Source organism: Curtobacterium sp. 1544 (assembly GCF_040544915.1).
In the GTDB taxonomy this organism is placed as follows: domain Bacteria; phylum Actinomycetota; class Actinomycetes; order Actinomycetales; family Microbacteriaceae; genus Curtobacterium; species Curtobacterium pusillum_C.
This window is the reverse complement of sequence record NZ_JBEPKX010000017.1, coordinates 39603-57001: the sequence shown is the minus strand read 5'-3', so window position 1 is coordinate 57001 and position 17399 is coordinate 39603. Positions and strand designations below refer to the sequence as shown.

The window sequence follows — 17399 nt, the reverse complement described above, 5'->3', positions numbered from 1 at the left end:
TGTGACCGACGCGCGCGACCAGCTCATCCAGTTCATCACGGACGAAGCGGTGTTCCACGGAGACTTCACCCTCACCAGCGGGAAGAAGGCGACGTACTACATCGACCTCCGCAAGGTGAGCCTCGACCACCGTGTCGCTCCGCTCATCGGACAGGTCATGACGGACCTCGTCGGCCAGGTGCCGGACGTCGCCGCCGTCGGCGGCCTGACCATGGGCGCCGACCCGATCGCCAGCGCCGTGCTGCACCAGGCCGCCGCTCGTGGGCTCGCCTACGACGCGTTCGTCGTCCGCAAGGAGCCGAAGGACCACGGCCGCGGCAAGCAGGTCGAGGGGCCGGACCTGAAGGGCAAGCGCGTCGTCGTGCTCGAGGACACCTCCACGACCGGCGGCTCGCCGCTCAAGGCCGCCGAGGCGCTCGAGCGCGAGGGCGCGATCATCGCCGCCGTGGCCGTCGTCGTCGACCGCGACACCGGCGCGAAGGAGAAGATCGAGGCTGCCGGGTACCCGTACTTCAGTGCGATCGGGCTGGCTGATCTGGGGCTGAGCGCGTGACCGGGGAGCGTCCGGAGGACGCGCACGAGCCTGACCAGACCGCCGGACCCACAGACGGGGACGACGGCCTGGAGGCACGGCGCGGGTCCGCCCCGGACGCTCCGTTCCACGGTCTCCGCAGTGCCGCGGACATCTTCGGCGCTCCCCGCAGCGAGGACGAGTGGCCGTCCCGCCGCGAGCGTCGCGAGGCCGAGAAGACCGCGCGGGAGACCGGTGCGCCGCTCCCCGAACCCTTCGAGCCGCTGCCGGCGGTGCCGTCCGCCCCGGAGGCGCCGTCCGCGGACGACGACGGTGCGACCCAGGCGATCTCGATGCCGGAGCAGCTCACCGCTCCGTCGGTGAATCCGCAGGCGAGTGCCGAGCACGAGCGCGAGACCCTCGGCGAGCGGATCCCTCCCGCCGCACCGGTCCCGCCGACCTCGACCGCGCCGCACCCCTCGTCGATCTCGCTCCCGACCGCCCAGTCCCACCGTGACCAGCGTGCCGCCGAGAACCGGGCCATCGAGTCCGAGCGCCGCCGCGTCGACCCGTTCGGTGAGGGCCGCAGCGACGTCGACTGGCTCGGCCGGGCGACCGGTTCGCAGCCGACCCCGACCGGCCCGGTCGCGCAGCAGCCGCTCGGCGTCGAGAACGTGCTGCCCGCCACCGACGAGCCGCCGAGCTTCACGGAGCTCCTCCGCATCGCCGGCACAGACGCCCAGGCGCCCGGCACCGGTGGGATCGAGCGTCCGTTCGACTGGGCGATCCGCGACGACGAGACCGGCGAGGTCCCGACGACGCTGACGACCAACGCGTTCGACACGACGGCGCTCGCGGGGCGCTCGTGGACCCTCGCGGACGAAGCCGACGACGACGTCGTGTCCGGGGAACTCGAGACGCCGGTCACCGGGACACCCGCGGTGCAGGTCGCGGCAGCGGCCGCGACCACCGCGTTCGACGCGACGCCCGTCGGCGAACCGACCGCGGCCTTCGAACCCGCGCCGGCGGACGACGAGACCGACGGGGCGGAGGGTGAGCCGCGCCTCCAGACCGAGGCTGCCGAGCCCGCCGACGCCGCGACCACCGCGCTGCCCGTCGCCGGGACGCCCTGGTGGGCCGAGCCGGAGGCGACCGTGCCCCCGACCGCCGCCCCGCCGCTCGTCGAGCCGGCCGCGGCCGAGCCGGACGCGCAGGCGTACCCGGCGCACCTGCCGCCCGCCGTCGGGCAGGACCTCGACGCCGTGATGGGCATCCGCGCCGACGCTCCGGCGGACGACGACGAACCCGCGCCCCTGCCCGCCGCGGCACCGGACGACCTCGACCAGTCCGAGTGGGACGGCCGCGAGACCAGCGACACGAGCGCCATCAAGGACCTGTTCGGCACCGAGGCCGTCGGCCAGCTCGGTGGCACCGGCTACGACCCCACCGACAACAGCACGCGGATGATGCCGGCGGTCGGGGGTGCTCCGGCGCACGCCCCTGCTCCGGGTCGGACGCCCGTCGCGCCCGTCGCTCCGGCTGCTGCAGCCGGCGGTGGCGCTGACCGCGACAACTTCATCAACGAGGGCTTCGCGAAGCTCCGGAACGAGGGACAGCGCGGCAAGCGACTGCTCATCTGGGGCTCGATCGCGCTCATCGTCGTGCTGCTCGTCGCGGTGTTCGCCCTGACGCGCTGGATCCTCGGCAACACCATCGAGGACCACACCCCGGTACCGACGTCGACCGCGTCCGCGGCGGCTTCGGCACCTGCGTCGTCGGCGGCCGCTGCACCGACGCCTGCGCCCTCGTCGGACACGCTGCAGACGCTGCAGTTCGCGACGACCCCTGCGGCTCCCGGTGAGCACAGCTGGACCGAACTGGCCGGCGGGGAGTGCCTGTCGCCGTTCACGAACGCGTGGGCGCAGACCTTCACGGTCGTGGACTGCTCGTCGGCGCACATCGCCCAGCTGACCGCGCGCCTGCCCGTGTCGGCGAACCAGTGGCCCGGGCCGGAGGCGCTCGCGGCGCAGGCTGCGGAGCAGTGCCAGACGTCGGCGGCGCTGGACACCTCGGCCGCTGCTGCCTACGGGGACGTCCAGGTGCAGGGCTCCTACGCGCCGGACCAGGCGACGTGGGACCAGGGGGACACGTTCATCTCGTGCTTCGTGACCCGGTCGTCGGGTGCGGCGCTGACCGGGTCGGTCGCGCCGGGGGCGTAGTCCCGAACCTCGGGCGCCGATCCCGAACGACGGATCCGATGTCGTACGACATCGGATCCGTCGTTCCGAGTCGGGTCGTCACCCGGACCACCCGCGTCAGGCCGTCGCCGGGACCTTCGACGACACGTCGGACAGGGTCCGCAGCTCGTCGGCGCTGAGCTCCAGGTCAGCCGAGGCGAGCAGGGCCGGGAGCTGCTCGGTGTTCCGTGCGCTCGCGATCGGCGCGACGACGTCCGGCTGCGCCTGCAGCCACGCCAGGGCGACACTCGCCAGCTCGGTGTCGTGCGCGTCCGCGATCGTCGCGAGGGCGTCCACCACGGCGAGACCCTGGTCGGTGAAGTACCCGGAGACCTGCCCCTCGCGTTCCTTGCCGGCGAAGTCGTCCTTCGTGCGGTACTTCCCGGTGAGGAAGCCGGCGGCGAGCGAGAAGTACGGCACCACGCCGAGGCCCTCGGCAGCGGCGAGCGGAGCGATGTCGGACTCGTAGGGCTCACGGGTGACGAGGTTGTAGTGCGGCTGGATCGCGACCGGCAGCGCGAGGCCGTTGTCCTTCGCGATGCGGATCCACTCCTCGGCGCGGGCGCGGGAGTAGTTCGAGATCGCCGTGTACCGGACGAGGCCCTCCTGCACGAGCTGGTCGAAGGCGCGGACGGTCTCCTCGAGCGGAGTCGACTCGTCGTCGAAGTGCGCGTAGTAGAGGTCGATCCGGTCGGTGCCGAGGCGCTCGAGGCTCGCGCGGGCGGCGGCGGCGACGTTCGCGGCGCCGAGGCCGGCGAACTGCGGGTGCTGCGAGACCTTCGTGGCGATGACGACGTCGTCGCGCTTGCCGGACTTCGCGAACCACGAGCCGATGACCCGCTCGGACTCACCGCCCTCGTTGCCGGGGGCCCAGGCGGAGTAGACGTCCGCGGTGTCGACGAAGTCCCCGCCGGCAGCCGTGTACGCGTCGAGCACCTGGTGGGAGGTCTGCTCGTCGGCGGTCCAGCCGAAGACGTTGCCGCCGAGGGCGAGGGGGAACACGGTGAGGTCGCTGGTTCCGATGCGGGGCATGGGGGTCCTTTCGTGTGGGTTCGAGCGGTCCGTCCACGCTATGCCTCGACCCTTGGTGCGCTGTCTCCGGACGTCACGCAGCACGGTGCGCTTCCATGGACCCATGTCCGTGCTCACCGACGCCCTCGCCGACCCGCGCTCCTCCGTCCGGCTCCGTGCCGTCATGGACGCCGGGACCCGCCCGGACCCCGCGGACCTCGACGTGCTCGTCGAGCAGTGCGCGGTGGAGCCGGACTTCTTCGTCCGCGACATGCTCACGTGGGCGCTCATCCGGCAGCCCGCCGACGAGGTGGTCCGCCGGGTGCTCCCCGAGCTCGAGCGACCGGTGTCGCAGGCCCGGAGCCAGGCGCTGCACACCCTGTCGAAGATCGGCGACCCGAGCGTCTGGCCCTCGGTCCGTCCGCTGCTCCGTGACCCGGACGTCGAGGTCCTGCGGGCTGCCTGGCGCACCGCCGCTGCGATCGTGCCGGACGCCGAGTCCGGTGCGTTCGCGCGGACGCTCGCGTCACATCTCGGCCAGGGGGACCGCGAGGCCCGCCTGAGCCTCAGTCGCGCGATCGTCGCGCTGGGCGAGGACACGGCACGCCCCGTCCTCGACGACGCGGGCAGCAGCTCGGACGCCGAGGTCCGTGCGCACGTCGCCGAGATCGACCGCCTGCTCCACGACCCGGACGCCGCGAGCGCGCTCGCCGTCGAGCGTGCCCGCCGCGAGGTCGCGCTCGGCCGCACGCGCTCCGCGAAGGGGTAGGCACCGCACCCTCGACGCCGCCCGCACGGCGTCGCCCCGCGCCGCCCGCGCCTCGTCGAGGGAGCAGGAATCGTCGAGTTGCCGGACGTGACCCGACGATTTCTCCTCACTGGATGCGGTGGGCGCGACCCGACGACTGCCTGGAGGCGCGTGGCGGGCCCGCCACGCGCCTCCAGGCAGGTACTGGGCGGGTCGGGGAACACCGGGATTCGGGATGCCGAACAGGCCGGATCGGCTTGCACATGCGGATCGGAGCGCGCCAAGGTGGGTGTCGAAGGGGAGTAGCTCCCAACGCGTGCATCGACACACTGGCCATCACGACGATCGGCCCGGTGCACGTGGCCCTCGAGGCGAGCGAGACCTTCGGCCGTTCCGCCATGGCCGAAGCCGCTCGAGTGTGTGCTGCGTCGTGGCCCGACCACTCGGACTCGAGGACCACCATGACCAACACCCTGTCCCCTGCGGCCGCGCCCACCGTCGCGCCGCCCCGGATGGGCGCCAGCGCCTGGGGTCGCATCGCGATCTGCATCGCCATCGCCCTGCCCGCCGTCGTCTTCCGGATCGGCGGGTTCGCCCCGAACGCCCTCGTCGACCTGCTCGTCTTCGGCGGGGCCGTCGTCGCCGCGTCGTTCCTGCTCGCCTGGGCCGCCGAGGCCGCGCAGAAGGACATCGCCGGTGCCCTCGCGATCGCGATCCTCGCGCTCATCGCCGTGCTGCCCGAGTACGCCGTCGACCTGTACTACGCGTTCCGCTCCGGGTACGACCCCGCGTACGAGCAGTTCGCCGCCGCCAACATGACCGGCTCGAACCGGCTGCTGCTCGGGTTCGGGTGGCCGCTCGTCGTGATCATCTCGCTGCTCGTGGCGCGGCGGTTCGTGAAGACGGGTTCGCTCCCGGCCTCGGCGACCCGCGTGCTCGAGCTCGAACGCTCGTCGAGGCTCGACATCGGGTTCCTGGCGCTCCTGGCCCTCGTCGCGTTCCTCATCCCGCTGATGGGTTCCATCCCGATGTGGTTCGGGTTCGTGCTGCTCGCGGCGTTCGTCTGGTACCTCTGGCGTGCCTCGAAGGTGACCGACGACGACGACGAGGAAGAGCTCGTCGGCATGGCGGGCAACATCGCCTCGATGCCGCAGCGGGCCCGGCGCTGGACGATCGTCGCGCTGTTCGTCGTGGCCGCCGCGGTGATCCTGTCCTCGGCGGAGCCGTTCGCCGACGCCCTCGTGGACTCCGGCAGCGCCCTCGGCATCGACAGCTACTTCCTCGTGCAGTGGCTCGCGCCGCTCGCCACCGAGGCGCCCGAGTTCATCGTCGCCGCACTCTTCGCGCTCCGAGGCATGGGCGGTGCGGCGATCGGGACGCTCATCGCCTCGAAGGTCAACCAGTGGTCGCTGCTCGTCGGGTCGCTGCCGATCGCGCACGTCCTCGGCGGTGGGACCACGGGCGGGCTGCCGCTGGACTCCCGACAGGTCGAGGAGTTCATGCTGACCGCGTCGCAGACCGTGCTCGGCGTGGCGATCATCATCGCGCTGCGGTTCCACCGGTGGTCGGCCATCGCGCTCGCGGCGTTGTTCGCGGTGCAGTTCTTCGTGACGGACACGAACGGGCGGTGGGTGCTCAGCATGGTGCACCTCGTGGCGGCGCTCGTGGTGTTCTGGATCAACCGCCGGGACGTCCTGCCGACGATCACGGCGCCGTTCCGCCGGCCGTCGTCCCCGGCGTTCCGCGACTGACGCGGGGCGCGGGCGTCGTGGGCGGGGCGTCGGTCCGCCGAGAGGGCGAGATACGTCACGCTCGGCACCGTCGGGCGGCACTTCGTGCCCGCTCGGCGGACGTGAGCGGCGCGTCGTGCCCGGTGGGCGGCGGTGGGTTCCCCCGATCGGACTGGAGGCGCGGTGCGGGCTGACACCGTGCCTCCCGTCCGGTCGTTCGTTGCGTTCCGTCGAGCGGTCGCGACACGCCGTCGGCCGCGCGTCGAGAGGTCGAAATACGTCGCGCTCGGCGCCGTCGGGCGGCACTTCGTGCCCGCTCGGTGGACGTGAGCGGCGTGTCGTGCGACCAGGGCGGGGGGCGTGGCGCGGGCGCCGCGCGCGTCAGTCGGCGTCGGGGGCGAGCCAGATCGCGGACGCCGCCGCTGCCGGCAGGTCGACGAGGGACTCCTCGCCCGACGGACCCCGGCGCGACACCGCGATCACGCCCGCGTAGTCCCGCACCTGCTCCACGCGCAGGTGCGTGCCGAGCCCGACCCCGAGCTCGTCGAAGTACCGCAGCAACGAGGGGTCGTCGTCGGACACCCGGTCGACGGTGCCGCACGCCCCGGGCTCGATCGCGCCGAGCAACGTGCCGGGGGAGTCCGGCACGGAGCCGTCCGCGCGGGGGATCGGGTCGCCGTGCGGGTCGTGCGTCGGGTGCCCGAGGTCGGCGTCCACCCGGTCGAGGAACGTCTCCGACACCGCGTGCTCGAGTGACTCGGCCTCGGTGTGGACCTCGTCCCACGAGTACCCGAGCCGCTGCACGAGGAACGTCTCGATCAGCCGGTGCCGCCGGACCATCGCCACGGCGACCTGCTGCCCGAGCGGGGTGAGCACGACGCCGTAGTAGGGAGTGTGCTCGATGAGGCCGTCACGGTCGAGCTTCCGGAGGTTGCCCGACACCGTCGACGCCGAGACCTTGAGCGTCGCAGCGATGTCCCGCGTCGCGAGACCGGGGCCGCCGCGCTCGCTCGCCTTCCAGACGAGCTTGACGTAGTCCTCCGCCATCGTGGACAGGGAGGGCAGGCGCATGCCCCAATGGTACAAACAGCGGGTGACCACAGCAGCCCCCGCCCGTCGCCGCCGTTGGCCGGTCCCGCCGTCGTTGCTGGTCGGCCTCGCGCCGATGGTGGTGTTCGCCGCGATCAGCGCCTGGCGCGCCCGCCCGAGTGACGACTACCCGACGCTCGGACAGACGGTCGACAGCGTCGTCCGCTCGCTCGTGGTCCCGGAGGGCATCGCCGCCGTCGCCCTCTGCCTCGTCGTGACGGCACTCGGCTGGTGGCGGATCGCGACGGTCGACCCGACTCGCACGAGGCTCGGGTGGACCTGGCTCGCTCCCGCCCTCATCGCCGTGGTGTGCCTGGTGCGGTTGCCCCTGGTCGAGTGGTCCGCGCTGCCCGGGCACTACTTCCTGTTGCTGGCCGTGGGCGTGCTGTTCGTCGGGGTGTTCGAGGAGCTGATGACCCGCGGCGTGCTGCTCGTGGGGCTCCGCCGTCGGCTGCCCGAGTTCGGCGTGTGGATGCTGTCGTGCGTGCTGTTCGGCCTGCTGCACCTGCTCAACGCCCTCGCCGGTGCCGGCCTCGGTGCGACGCTCGTCCAGGTCGTCTTCGCGGCGTCCTTCGGCTCGACCCTGTACGTCGCCCGGCGGCTGACCGGGAACCTGCTCCTGCCGGTGCTGCTGCACGCGTTCTGGGACTTCGGGTCCATCGGACTGTCGGCGACGACCGACGTGCACGACCCGTCGAAGCTCGCGCTCGTCGGTGTGGTCGGTCTGTTCTCGTTCGCGGTGCTCGCGTTCGGCATCGTCGCCGGCGGGGTGATCGCGTGGCGGGACGACCGGCCGCGCCGCCTGCGGCGCCGGTGGCGGACGGTACCGCCCATGGCGGCGTACGCGGTGCTGGGGGACGAGCCGCGCCTCCAGTCCGTCACATGGTGACCACGGGCGGACTGGAGGCACGGGGCTGCGAGTGCGCACAGGCTGCGGTCCGGTTCACCTCGGCTTGGTGAGCCGTTCCCCACTCGGCAACCACCCGTCCCTAGCGTTCGGCGCATGCACAGATCAGCACTCCGCGGGGTGACCGTCGCCGCTGTCGCGACCGCCCTCGTCGTCGGCTCGCCCCTCGTCGCCACCGCGGCGGGGTACCCGAGCGACACCGCCAAGCCCGACCTCGTCTCCCTGCTGAGCGGGTACGACCAGTACTGGAGGTCGAGCGGGACCAACGACCTGCACGGCACCGTCCTCGACGCCGGGACACTCGCGAAGAACGACGAGCTGACCTCGTGGATCAACCAGCACGCCACGAAGGCGCAGCAGCTGAAGGCGCTGCAGGACTCCGAGTACCAGAACGCCACGAACACCGCCTACGACCAGTCGATGACCGTGTCGCAGGGCCTCGGTCCGGCGCTCGAGAAGATCTACGTCGAGGGGCGCAACTCCGGGAAGTTGCCGCTCACCTCGGCGCTCGTGAACTCGTCGAACGGCACGAGCGGCGCCTACGTCAGCACGGGTGACGCGAAGGCGCACTACAGCTACCCGCGGCCGTACCTGCCGGCCACGACGACCGCCACGCTGCCCGCGACCGACGACCAGACCGGTTGCGCGCCGACGAAGGTGAACGCGTCGTCGCTCACCGCGAACCGCACCGGCAAGGCGTACGCGTCGGCCGACGGGACGCTCGACATCACCCGTGTGCCGGTCGCCACCGACACCACGCACGAGTTCTCCCCGAACGACGTCGTCCTCGACCCCGGGTACGGCACCGTCGGCATCTGCACGGGCGGCTCGTACCCGAGCGGCCACACCACCACGGCGTACCAGGCGGGCATCACCCTCGCGACGCTCGTCCCCGAGCTGGCGCCGGAGCTCCTCGCCCGCGCCTCGGAGGCCGGCAACGACCGCATCGTCCTCGGCGTGCACTACCCGCTCGACATCATGGGCGGGCGCATCGACGGTGAGGCAGCGCTCGCCGCCCGCTGGTCGGACACCCAGTACCGCACCGACGTCCTCGAGCCTGCGCGGAAGGAACTCGTCTCGTACCTGGAGGCACAGTGCGGTGACACCCTCGCGAACTGCATCGCCCACTCGAAGGCGTACTCGGACGACCCGTACGGCGGCGCCGCGATCCCCGGCGGCACCGCCCAGGTCGTCACCGACCGTGCGTCCGCGGCAGAGGTGTACCGCGAGCGGATGACCTACGGCTTCGCGGCGACCGGCACCACCGGGCTCGCCCCCTCGGTGCCGACCGGTGCCTCGAACCTGCTCCTCACGGCGTTCCCGACCCTCACCGACGCGCAGCGCACCTCGGTGCTCGCCCAGACCGAGATCGCGTCCGGCTTCCCGCTCGACCAGTCCGGGACGGCCGCGGGCTCGTGGGAGCGCCTCGACCTCGCGGCCGCGACGAGCGCCACGGTCGCGGTCTCCGCCGACGGCACCGCGAAGGTCCTCGCCACCGGCGGCACCGCACGCGTCGTGACCGGTGTGCTGACGGCGCCGAAGGGGACCTCGGTGGCTGCCGGCGGTTCGCTCGCCCTCGCCGGCACCGGCTTCACCGCGGGTGCGTCGCTGCGGGTCGTGCTGCACTCCGACCCGGTCACGGTGGGCACGCTCACCGTCGCCGCGGACGGCACGGTGTCCGGCAGCGTGACGATCCCGGCGGGCACCGCCACGGGAGCGCACACGATCGACGTGGTCGACGCCACCGGGGCCTCGGCGCTCGTCGCACCGCTCGCGATCACGGTGACCCCGGCCGCTGCCGGAACGGGCACCGGTGGCGGCACCGGGACCGCGGTCGTCGATCCGGGCACTGGTGTCCACCTGCCGGTCGTCTCCGGCTGATCCGGGCCGATCCGGGCTGGTCCGGGTTGGTCCGGGCTGATCCACCCCACCCCACCCCACCCCACCCCGACCGGTCGGCGCCCGCGCGCCGACCGGTCGCCCTTCCAGGAGTCCCCATGCGCAAGCGCACCCTCTGGGCCGGCGTGGCCGTCGCCGGCGCGGTCGTCCTCGCCGGAGCCGTCGTGGTCCCGCTGGTCGTCGGTCCACCATCGGCCGTCTCGGCGGCACCCGGCTCGACCGCGCCGCACGCGACAGCCTCCGCGTCGCCGGCGCCCGCCGTGCCGCACGTCGACGCCGCGGCGCTCGCCGCGCTGCCGGAGGCGCAGTACTCGGCCGTCATCGGCGGGCTGATGCCCTTCGACCGGACCGTCACCTCGGCCACCGTGTTCCAGCTCCGGGCGGACGCGCCCCTGTTCGGCGCCGACCGGGCCACACCCATCGCCCGGTTTGCCGCCTCGGACTTCCTCCGGCAGCCCACGACGGTCGTCGGTCTCGAGCGCGAGGGGGACTGGGAGCGCGTCCTCACCCCGGCGCGGCAGCAGTTGCCCTCTGCCGCCGGGGGATCAGCCGCGGCGCAGACCTCGGCGTGGGTGCCGGTGGCGTCGCTCCGGAAGGTGTCGACGCCGACCTCCCGTGTCGTCATCTCGACGAAGGACCAGACCGTGTCGATCGTCTCCGCGGACGGTGCGGCCGTGCAGCGGTTCCACGCCGGGGTCGGCACGGCGGACACCCCGACGCCGACCGGGGTCACCGGCTACCTGGAGCAGCGGTACGTGGACCCGGCGCAGGGCACCGGCGACCACCCGATCCAGCTGACCTCCCTGCACTCGAGCGCCGCCGACGAACCGTACGGCGGACACGACGGCGGGCTCATCGGCCTGCACTGGAACGCGACGACCTCGGGCGCGGTGTCGCACGGGTGCGTGCGGCTCGACGCCGAGGCGGTGGCGGCGGTGGACGCCCTGCCGCTCGGGACCCTCGTGACGGTCGAGTAGCGGGCCCCGGCCGATGCCGCCGGCGGGCACGTGGCCGCGACCCGGTCCCACCGGCGGGCTCCGAGCCCCGCTGCGGACATCGCACCCCGGTGTACGCGGGCGCGATGTCCGGAACGGGGCGCGACGCCGCAGCGGCCCCGACGGTGCAGGCGACGCCGCAGCGGCCCCGACCGCGCGGACGGACCGGCACCGTCAGCCGGTCGTCCCACCGATGAGCGCCGGGGGCTCGGTCGAGTCCGAGGGGTTGATCTTCGTCACGGCCTGCGCCCGGATCTGGTCGACCCCGGCCGTCTCGAAGGTCAGCAGGCCGACCCAGTCCTGTCCGGCGTCGACCCACCGACCGTCCTGCTGCTCGTCGACGATGACGTGGTCGTCCGGGGTGCCGGCGAAGGCCGTCGCGTCGACGGTGACCCAACGCCGCTCGGTGCACGCGATCCGCCAGACGACCGTCCCCGCGGCGTGGTCGGCGGCGAGTGCTTCCGCCGTGCAGCCAGGAGCCCCGGGATCACGGTGCGAGTTCGAGTCGGCCGCCGCCGCGGTGCCCGCGGACGCAGGAGTGCTCGTGAGGCCGACGAGCGCGGCTGCCGCCAGGATGCCGATGGTGGCCCGGATGGTCATCGTTGTCTCCGATCTGTTGGTGGGTGGGATGGTCACTGGTGCCCGAGCGCGGCGTCGACGAACGCTGTCGTGTCCTCGAGCGCGGCCGCGATCGTGTCGGCGTGCGAGACACCGGGCAGCGACCGGAAGCGGACGGGTTCGCCCGCCTCGACGAGGTCTGCTGCCCATGCAGCGGTCACCGCGTAGGGGACGTCGACGTCGGCCGTTCCGTGCGCGAGCAGCACGGGTCGGTCGAAGCCGGATTCCGGCATGGCGAGGTACGACCTGACGGCAGTCACGAGCGAGGGGTCCGAGGCGAGCGGCTGCTCGAAGAACGAACCGAGGGGGACGTCCTCGAGCGACGCGCTGAGTTCGGCGAGGCACTGTTCGCGGCCGAGTCGGAGCGCCTCGCGGCCGGTCTCACTGAGGACGGCGTCGAGCTGTGGCGCGACGAGGCGGATGCCGTTCAGCATGTACGTGACGTAGGCCGTGACGTGCGGGTCGACCGGCTCGGCGGGGTTGCCCGGGCCGAGCGGCAGGATGCTCTCGGCGATCCGCGCGGGTGTGCCGGTGCCGACCGTGCCGCGGAACGCCAGGTCAGGGCCCCCGAACGACGTGGCCCACCGACCGGCCGCGACCGCCGCTCCCGCTCCCTGGGAGTGACCGACCGAGACCCACGCGGAGGCCAGGTCGTCGTCCGCTGACGGCGTCCGATCGGTGGTGTTGTGTGCGGCCGTCACCATGTCGACGACGTTGTGGGCCACCGACGCTGCGTCGAGGTACGCGTGCTCTCCGGCGGTACCCAGGCCGGCGTAGTCGCTCGCGGCGATCGCGTAGCCTCGACCGAGCCAGTGCTCGAGGTACGCCACGTCGCGGTCCCGGTCGTAGGGGCCGCTGACCGACGGAGCGCAGGCGTCCGCGATGCCCTGCGTACCGTGTGCCCAGGAGACCACCGGCCATCCGCCCGGGGGCGGCGAGCCCTCCGGTGTGTACACGAGGCCGCTGCTGAGTGCCGCGCGACCGTGGACGTCGGAGGTCAGGTACTCGATGCGCGTCGACGTCGCGGCGTTCGCCGGCACCCAGTCCGCTGCGAGCGGTACGGCGGACACGACGGTTCCGCGCGGGATGCCGTCGTCGGCGGTCGGGGCGGTGGCACCCAGGCCGTGCGCGCTTGCCGGGGCGGCGGTCGCGAGCACGAGGGCGGTGGGGAGCGCGAAGGAGATGAAGGTCTTCGTTGACATGGTTGCAGTGAACCGGTAAAAAACTCAACATGTCAAGCATCACATTGGAGTGGTGCGGAGGAGGGAACGATGCGACAGACGACGAACAGGACCTTCGGGATGACCATGGCGAGCCTCGCAACGGCACTGGTGATCACCGCAACGGTCGGGATCGCGCCGGCGAGCGCCGCAACGGGGGAGGGCGGCCAGTGGGCGGTCCTCGGCGATTCCTACACGGCGGGATTCTTCGCCGGGGAGCAACTCGAGCCGGAGGACGGCTGCATGCGGACGAGTGGGTCCTACCCGGTCCTGGCGCACCGAGCGGCACGGCCCGACTTGGAGCTGGTCAACGTGTCGTGCGTCGCCGCCGAGACCAGGAACGTCTGGGACCCGCAGACGCCAGCCGGCGGTGGAGAGGCCGTCGCGCCGCAGATCGAGGCGCTCTCCGACCGGACGGAGGTGGTCACGATCGGCCTCGGCGGCAACTCGATGGGATTCGGCGAACTGCTCGAACGGTGCCTCGTCCTCGGGATCGGAGCCGTCGAGAAGCCCGGTGCGCCGTGCACCAGCGCCTACGGGGCGGACGTCGGCTCCGGGTCCATCGGGTCTGACCTGGAGGCCCGGCTCGCCGCGGTGGGCGAGGAGTACGGACGCATGCTCGCCGACGTCCGGCGGGCTGCTCCGAACGCTCAGGTCGTCGTCGTCGGGTACCCGCAGCTCGCCCCGGCGGACCCGCAGACCTGCACGTGGAAGTCCCCGACGCAGTTCTCGTTCACCACCCGCGCAGACCTGCCGTTCTTCCGGCTCGTCGAGGAACGGCTCAACACCTTGCAGTCAGCGCTCGCCGTGGTGCACGGCGCCGAGTACGTCGACCTCGCGTCCGCCAACGAGGGTGAGGATGTCTGTGCCGACCCGGCGACACGGTGGATCGAGGGCCTCCAGGGGGCTGACGGATCGAACACGCTGGTGCACCCGAACGAGCGTGGTCACGCAGCGACAGCCGAGCTCGTGGCGGCCGCGGTGCGCGACTGAGCCGTGCACCCGCGGGTGCGGTGCCCCCGCTCCCGCGGGTGCCACGTGCGCCGGAAGGCGATCGTGCCGCCGCGCCTCAGGGCTTGCGGCCGACGGCGAAGACCCGGCGGAACGGGTACACCGTGCCGTGGGTGCTCGCCGGGTACGCCTCGCGCAGGGCGGCGGCGTAGCGAGCCTCGTACGCCGCCGTCAGTTCACCGGACGGGTCAGCGGCATCGAGCGCCTGCAGTGCCGGACGGAGTCCGGTCCCGCGCACCCACGCCAACACCGGGTCCTCGCCGGGCAGGAGCTGCGCGTAGGTCGTCTCCCACACGCGCGCCTCGAAGCCGGCGTCGAGCATGATGCCGAGGTAGCCCGCCGGGTCGAGCACCGGGTCCGCGCGGAGCACCCCGTCGAGCGCGGAGGCCCACGGGCCGTCGGCGGCGACGGACCGCATGAGCGCGTGCGACGGCGACCCGAAGTTGCCCGGCACCTGCATCGCGAACCACGAACCGGACGGCATCGCGTCGAGCCACCGGGGCAGCAGGGACACGTGCGACGGCACCCACTGCAGCGCCGCGTTCGTCACGACGACGTCGTCCGTGAGGCCAGGCGTCCAGTCCTCGATCGAGCCCAGCTCGAACGACAAGCCCGGGCCGCCCGGTGCCGACGCGAGCATCTCCGCCGAGCTGTCGATGCCGACCACCGACGCGGAGGGCCACCGCGCTGCCAACGTGGCGGTGAGGGTCCCGGGACCGCAGCCGAGGTCGACGACGCGACGTGGCGCCTCCAGGCCGACCTGGGCGACCAGGTCGTGGAACGGACGCGACCGCTCGTCGCTGAAGGCCGCGTAGCGGGCCGGGTCCCACCGCACGGCTACATCTCGACTTCGATGGGCTCCGTGCGGACGAGTTCGTGCACGCCGGAGATGACCTCGCTCGGGCGGAACGGGTAGCGGTCGATCTCGGCCTGGTCGCTGATGCCGGTCATCACGAGGACGGTGTGGAGCCCCGCCTCGATGCCGGCCTGCACGTCGGTGTCCATCCGGTCGCCGATCATGCCGGTGTTCTCGGAGTGCGCGCCGATCCGGTTCATCGCGGAGCGGAACATCATCGGGTTCGGCTTACCGACCACGTACGGCTGCTTGCCGGTGGCCTTCTCGATCATCGCGGCGATCGCACCGGTCGCCGGGAGGACGCCCTCGGCGCTCGGCCCGGTCGCGTCCGGGTTGGTGACGATGAAGCGAGCACCGTCGCGGATGAGGCGCACGGCCTTGGTGATCGCCTCGAACGAGTAGTTCCGGGTCTCGCCGACGACGACGTAGTCGGGTGCGGTCTCGGTCATGATGAAGCCGGCCTCGTGCAGCGCCGTGGTCATGCCCGCTTCGCCGATCACGAACGCGGAGCCGCCCGGCATCTGGGACTTGCAGAAGTCCGCCGTGGCGAGTGCGCTCGTCCAGATGCGGTCCTCGGGCACGTCGATGCCGGACCACCGGAGGCGGGCGCTGAGGTCGCGCGGGGTGAAGATCGAGTTGTTCGTCAGGACGAGGAACTCCGTGCCCTCGTCGAGCCACTGCTGGATCAGCTCGGGCGCCCCGGGGAGCGCCTGGTTCTCGTGCACGAGCACGCCGTCCATGTCGGTCAGCCAGCACTCGACCTCGTCGCGGGTTGCCATGGTCCTCACCCTACTGGGCGGCGGTGACCGCCCGGCTCGGCGCCGGCTCCGAGAAGGCCGGGAGGCACGGATCGGCTCTTGCACGCCGGTCACGGACCCGACATGGTCGAGACACCGAACGCCGGTCGGCTTTGCCCTAGGCTTTTCGGGACACGTACTGAAACAAGGAGATCCACCGTGCTCGTCGAACCCGGAACCCCGACCGTCACACCCCGGCCCGCTGCGGCGCCGGAGCAGGCCGAGGTGACACCGCGACGACGCCGTGGCCGGCCAAACGTGCTCAGCCGCGAGCAGGTGATCGACGCCGCCACCGCCATCGCGAACGAGGACGGCCTCGACCGGCTGTCGTTCCGTGCGCTCGGTGTCCGGCTCGGCGTCGCGCCGATGACCGTGCACCGGACCATCGGCGGCCTCGACGACCTGCACGCCGAACTCGTGCGGCGCACCGTCGACGAGTTCACCGCGACGTTCGTGTGGCCGGACGAGTGGCACGCCGTGGTGCGGGTCTTCGCGACGACCTTCCGCGACCTCATGCTGACGCACCCCCTCGTGCTCGAGTCGCACAGCCGCCGGGGTGCCCTGGTGTCGACCGAGTCCGACGCCGTCGTGGCGAAGGTCGTCGGTGCGCTCCGGTCCGCCGGCCTGTCCGACGCCGAGGCGATGTACGCGTTCTTCGTCGTGTACGACTTCGTGGTCGGGCACACAGGTGTGCAGGTGGGCCGGGGCTCGGCCGAGGCAGGGCGTCCGGAGCGGCACGCGCTCGTGGGGGAGCTCCTCGGCGAGCACTCGTACGACGCCCGGTTCGCGCTCGGGCTCGACGTCCTCATCGCCGGGATCGAGTCCCGCGTCCGCTGACGGGTCGTGCCGACCCTCGCACGGTGCGAGGTCTCGCCGATGCTGCACGGTTCGGTGCGAGGTCTCCCGCAGTGTGCGAGGGTCGGAGCCCCGCACACTGCGCGGAACCTCGCACGCTGCGGCCCCGGGGCCCGCACGGCGCGACGGCGCGACGGTGCGACGGAGCGCGTGGCGGGCGCGCCGTACGCTGGGGACGTGACCCAGCGCCTCCCGTCCGATCCCGGTGACGCGCCGGAGCCGCAGCCCACGCACGAGGCGACCACCCACGGGGTGGGGCCGCACCCCGAGCCGTGGCCGGACGACCCGAGGCTCGACCCGGAGCTGCTGGCGAACGGGGACACCCGCAACGTCGTCGACCGGTTCCGGTACTGGTCGATGGACGCGATCGTCGCCGAGCTCGACACGCACCGGCACGCGTTCGACGTGGCGATCGAGAACTGGCAGCACGACCTCAACATCGGGTCGATCGTCCGGAGTGCCAACGCGTTCCTCGCGGGGACGGTGCACATCATCGGGCGCCGACGGTGGAACAAGCGCGGTGCGATGGTCACCGACCGGTACCAGCACGTGCGGTACCACCCCGACGTGTCGTCGTTCCTCGAGGCGATGCGTGCGGAGGGTCGCCCGGTGATCGCGATCGACAACACCCCCGGGGCGTCACGCATCGAGACGGCGCCGATCCCGGAGCGGTGCGTGTTCCTGTTCGGGCAGGAGGGGCCCGGGCTCACGGACGAGGCCGTCGCCGGAGCGGACGGGCACCTCGAGATCACGCAGTTCGGGTCGACGCGGAGCATCAACGCCTCGGCTGCCGCGGCGATCGTGATGCACAGCTGGGTCGTCCAGCACGCCGAGCTGCCCTGACCCGTCGGCGGCGCGCCCGGGCTGTCCCCCGAACGGGGTGAACCGCAGGGTGAAAAACACTCGTTTGGACAA

The 17399-nt window shown here is 72.6% G+C and carries 16 protein-coding genes; 10 read left to right on the top strand and 6 right to left on the bottom strand.

All coding sequences use genetic code 11. The features are described 5' to 3' along the window. Position 1: 1 nt before the first annotated feature. Positions 2 to 553, top strand: coding sequence for an orotate phosphoribosyltransferase (pyrE, locus tag ABIC61_RS11400; RefSeq protein WP_354029992.1), 552 nt, complete (start codon positions 2 to 4; stop codon positions 551 to 553). Then, the gene (locus ABIC61_RS11395) at positions 550 to 2730 is read left to right on the top strand and encodes a hypothetical protein (protein ID WP_354029991.1); all 2181 of its coding nucleotides are present in this window, start codon (positions 550 to 552) and stop codon (positions 2728 to 2730) included. The genes pyrE and ABIC61_RS11395 overlap by 4 nt, the downstream gene beginning before the upstream one ends. 96 nt (positions 2731 to 2826) lie before the next feature. On the opposite strand, the gene ABIC61_RS11390 is transcribed toward ABIC61_RS11395, so the two are convergent. Then, the gene (locus tag ABIC61_RS11390; protein WP_354029990.1) at positions 2827 to 3780 is read right to left on the bottom strand and encodes an aldo/keto reductase; all 954 of its coding nucleotides are present in this window, start codon (positions 3778 to 3780) and stop codon (positions 2827 to 2829) included. Between the two features lie 103 nt (positions 3781 to 3883). Here ABIC61_RS11390 and ABIC61_RS11385 point away from each other — a divergent pair, with 103 nt between their 5' ends. Further along, the gene (locus ABIC61_RS11385) at positions 3884 to 4528 is read left to right on the top strand and encodes a HEAT repeat domain-containing protein (RefSeq protein ID WP_354029989.1); all 645 of its coding nucleotides are present in this window, start codon (positions 3884 to 3886) and stop codon (positions 4526 to 4528) included. 440 nt (positions 4529 to 4968) lie between these two features. After that, the gene (locus ABIC61_RS11380; protein ID WP_354029988.1) at positions 4969 to 6258 is read left to right on the top strand and encodes a calcium:cation antiporter family protein; all 1290 of its coding nucleotides are present in this window, start codon (positions 4969 to 4971) and stop codon (positions 6256 to 6258) included. Positions 6259 to 6618: 360 nt separating this feature from the next. Here ABIC61_RS11380 and ABIC61_RS11375 read toward each other — a convergent pair whose 3' ends face one another. Continuing rightward, positions 6619 to 7308 carry a metal-dependent transcriptional regulator gene (locus ABIC61_RS11375; protein ID WP_144756354.1) on the bottom strand — a complete coding sequence of 230 codons (690 nt, stop codon included), beginning with the start codon at positions 7306 to 7308 and terminating at the stop codon, positions 6619 to 6621. Positions 7309 to 7330: 22 nt separating this feature from the next. On the opposite strand from ABIC61_RS11375, the gene ABIC61_RS11370 reads away from it, so the two are divergent. The 3 genes from ABIC61_RS11370 (at position 7331) to ABIC61_RS11360 (ending at position 11109) form a co-directional block, all read left to right on the top strand. Then, positions 7331 to 8215 (top strand): CPBP family intramembrane glutamic endopeptidase, encoded by an 885-nt coding sequence (locus ABIC61_RS11370; RefSeq protein WP_354029987.1) that lies wholly within the window; start codon positions 7331 to 7333, stop codon positions 8213 to 8215. Positions 8216 to 8329: 114 nt separating this feature from the next. Beyond that, a complete protein-coding gene (locus tag ABIC61_RS11365; RefSeq protein ID WP_354029986.1) occupies positions 8330 to 10114 on the top strand; it encodes a phosphatase PAP2 family protein in 1785 nt (594 codons plus the stop codon). A 116-nt stretch (positions 10115 to 10230) separates the two neighbouring features. Then, the gene (locus ABIC61_RS11360) at positions 10231 to 11109 is read left to right on the top strand and encodes a L,D-transpeptidase (RefSeq protein ID WP_354029985.1); all 879 of its coding nucleotides are present in this window, start codon (positions 10231 to 10233) and stop codon (positions 11107 to 11109) included. Positions 11110 to 11301: 192 nt separating this feature from the next. Here the strand turns inward: ABIC61_RS11360 and ABIC61_RS11355 are convergent, their stop codons facing one another. Both ABIC61_RS11355 and ABIC61_RS11350 read right to left on the bottom strand, forming a co-directional pair. After that, positions 11302 to 11727, bottom strand: coding sequence for a hypothetical protein (locus ABIC61_RS11355; protein ID WP_354029984.1), 426 nt, complete (start codon positions 11725 to 11727; stop codon positions 11302 to 11304). A 32-nt stretch (positions 11728 to 11759) separates the two neighbouring features. Further along, the gene (locus ABIC61_RS11350) at positions 11760 to 12947 is read right to left on the bottom strand and encodes a prolyl oligopeptidase family serine peptidase (RefSeq protein ID WP_354029983.1); all 1188 of its coding nucleotides are present in this window, start codon (positions 12945 to 12947) and stop codon (positions 11760 to 11762) included. A gap of 69 nt (positions 12948 to 13016) precedes the next feature. Here ABIC61_RS11350 and ABIC61_RS11345 point away from each other — a divergent pair, with 69 nt between their 5' ends. Continuing rightward, a complete protein-coding gene (locus tag ABIC61_RS11345; RefSeq protein WP_354029982.1) occupies positions 13017 to 13958 on the top strand; it encodes an SGNH/GDSL hydrolase family protein in 942 nt (313 codons plus the stop codon). 76 nt (positions 13959 to 14034) lie between these two features. On the opposite strand, the gene ABIC61_RS11340 is transcribed toward ABIC61_RS11345, so the two are convergent. Further along, a complete protein-coding gene (locus tag ABIC61_RS11340) occupies positions 14035 to 14811 on the bottom strand; it encodes a trans-aconitate 2-methyltransferase (protein ID WP_354029981.1) in 777 nt (258 codons plus the stop codon). A 2-nt stretch (positions 14812 to 14813) separates the two neighbouring features. Beyond that, a complete protein-coding gene (locus tag ABIC61_RS11335) occupies positions 14814 to 15611 on the bottom strand; it encodes an HAD-IIA family hydrolase (protein WP_144756338.1) in 798 nt (265 codons plus the stop codon). A 177-nt stretch (positions 15612 to 15788) separates the two neighbouring features. Here ABIC61_RS11335 and ABIC61_RS11330 point away from each other — a divergent pair, with 177 nt between their 5' ends. Further along, positions 15789 to 16466: a TetR/AcrR family transcriptional regulator gene (locus ABIC61_RS11330; RefSeq protein WP_186322080.1), complete on the top strand. Its 678-nt coding sequence runs from the start codon at positions 15789 to 15791 to the stop codon at positions 16464 to 16466. Positions 16467 to 16661: 195 nt separating this feature from the next. Then, entirely contained in the window at positions 16662 to 17327 is a 666-nt protein-coding gene (locus ABIC61_RS11325) for a TrmH family RNA methyltransferase (RefSeq protein ID WP_354029980.1), read from the top strand. Positions 17328 to 17399: the final 72 nt, after the last annotated feature.

What these genes read in the sequence shown, in the direction of transcription:
- ABIC61_RS11380 (WP_354029988.1), top strand. Translation starts at nt 4,969, where the DNA reads ATGACCAACACCCTGTCCCCTGCGGCCGCGCCCACCGTCGCGCCGCCC.
- ABIC61_RS11355 (WP_354029984.1), bottom strand. Translation starts at nt 11,727, where the DNA reads ATGACCATCCGGGCCACCATCGGCATCCTGGCGGCAGCCGCGCTCGTC.
- ABIC61_RS11360 (WP_354029985.1), top strand. Translation starts at nt 10,231, where the DNA reads ATGCGCAAGCGCACCCTCTGGGCCGGCGTGGCCGTCGCCGGCGCGGTC.
- ABIC61_RS11375 (WP_144756354.1), bottom strand. Translation starts at nt 7,308, where the DNA reads ATGCGCCTGCCCTCCCTGTCCACGATGGCGGAGGACTACGTCAAGCTC.
- ABIC61_RS11390 (WP_354029990.1), bottom strand. Translation starts at nt 3,780, where the DNA reads ATGCCCCGCATCGGAACCAGCGACCTCACCGTGTTCCCCCTCGCCCTC.
- ABIC61_RS11345 (WP_354029982.1), top strand. Translation starts at nt 13,017, where the DNA reads ATGCGACAGACGACGAACAGGACCTTCGGGATGACCATGGCGAGCCTC.
- ABIC61_RS11350 (WP_354029983.1), bottom strand. Translation starts at nt 12,947, where the DNA reads ATGTCAACGAAGACCTTCATCTCCTTCGCGCTCCCCACCGCCCTCGTG.
- ABIC61_RS11385 (WP_354029989.1), top strand. Translation starts at nt 3,884, where the DNA reads ATGTCCGTGCTCACCGACGCCCTCGCCGACCCGCGCTCCTCCGTCCGG.
- ABIC61_RS11365 (WP_354029986.1), top strand. Translation starts at nt 8,330, where the DNA reads ATGCACAGATCAGCACTCCGCGGGGTGACCGTCGCCGCTGTCGCGACC.
- ABIC61_RS11335 (WP_144756338.1), bottom strand. Translation starts at nt 15,611, where the DNA reads ATGGCAACCCGCGACGAGGTCGAGTGCTGGCTGACCGACATGGACGGC.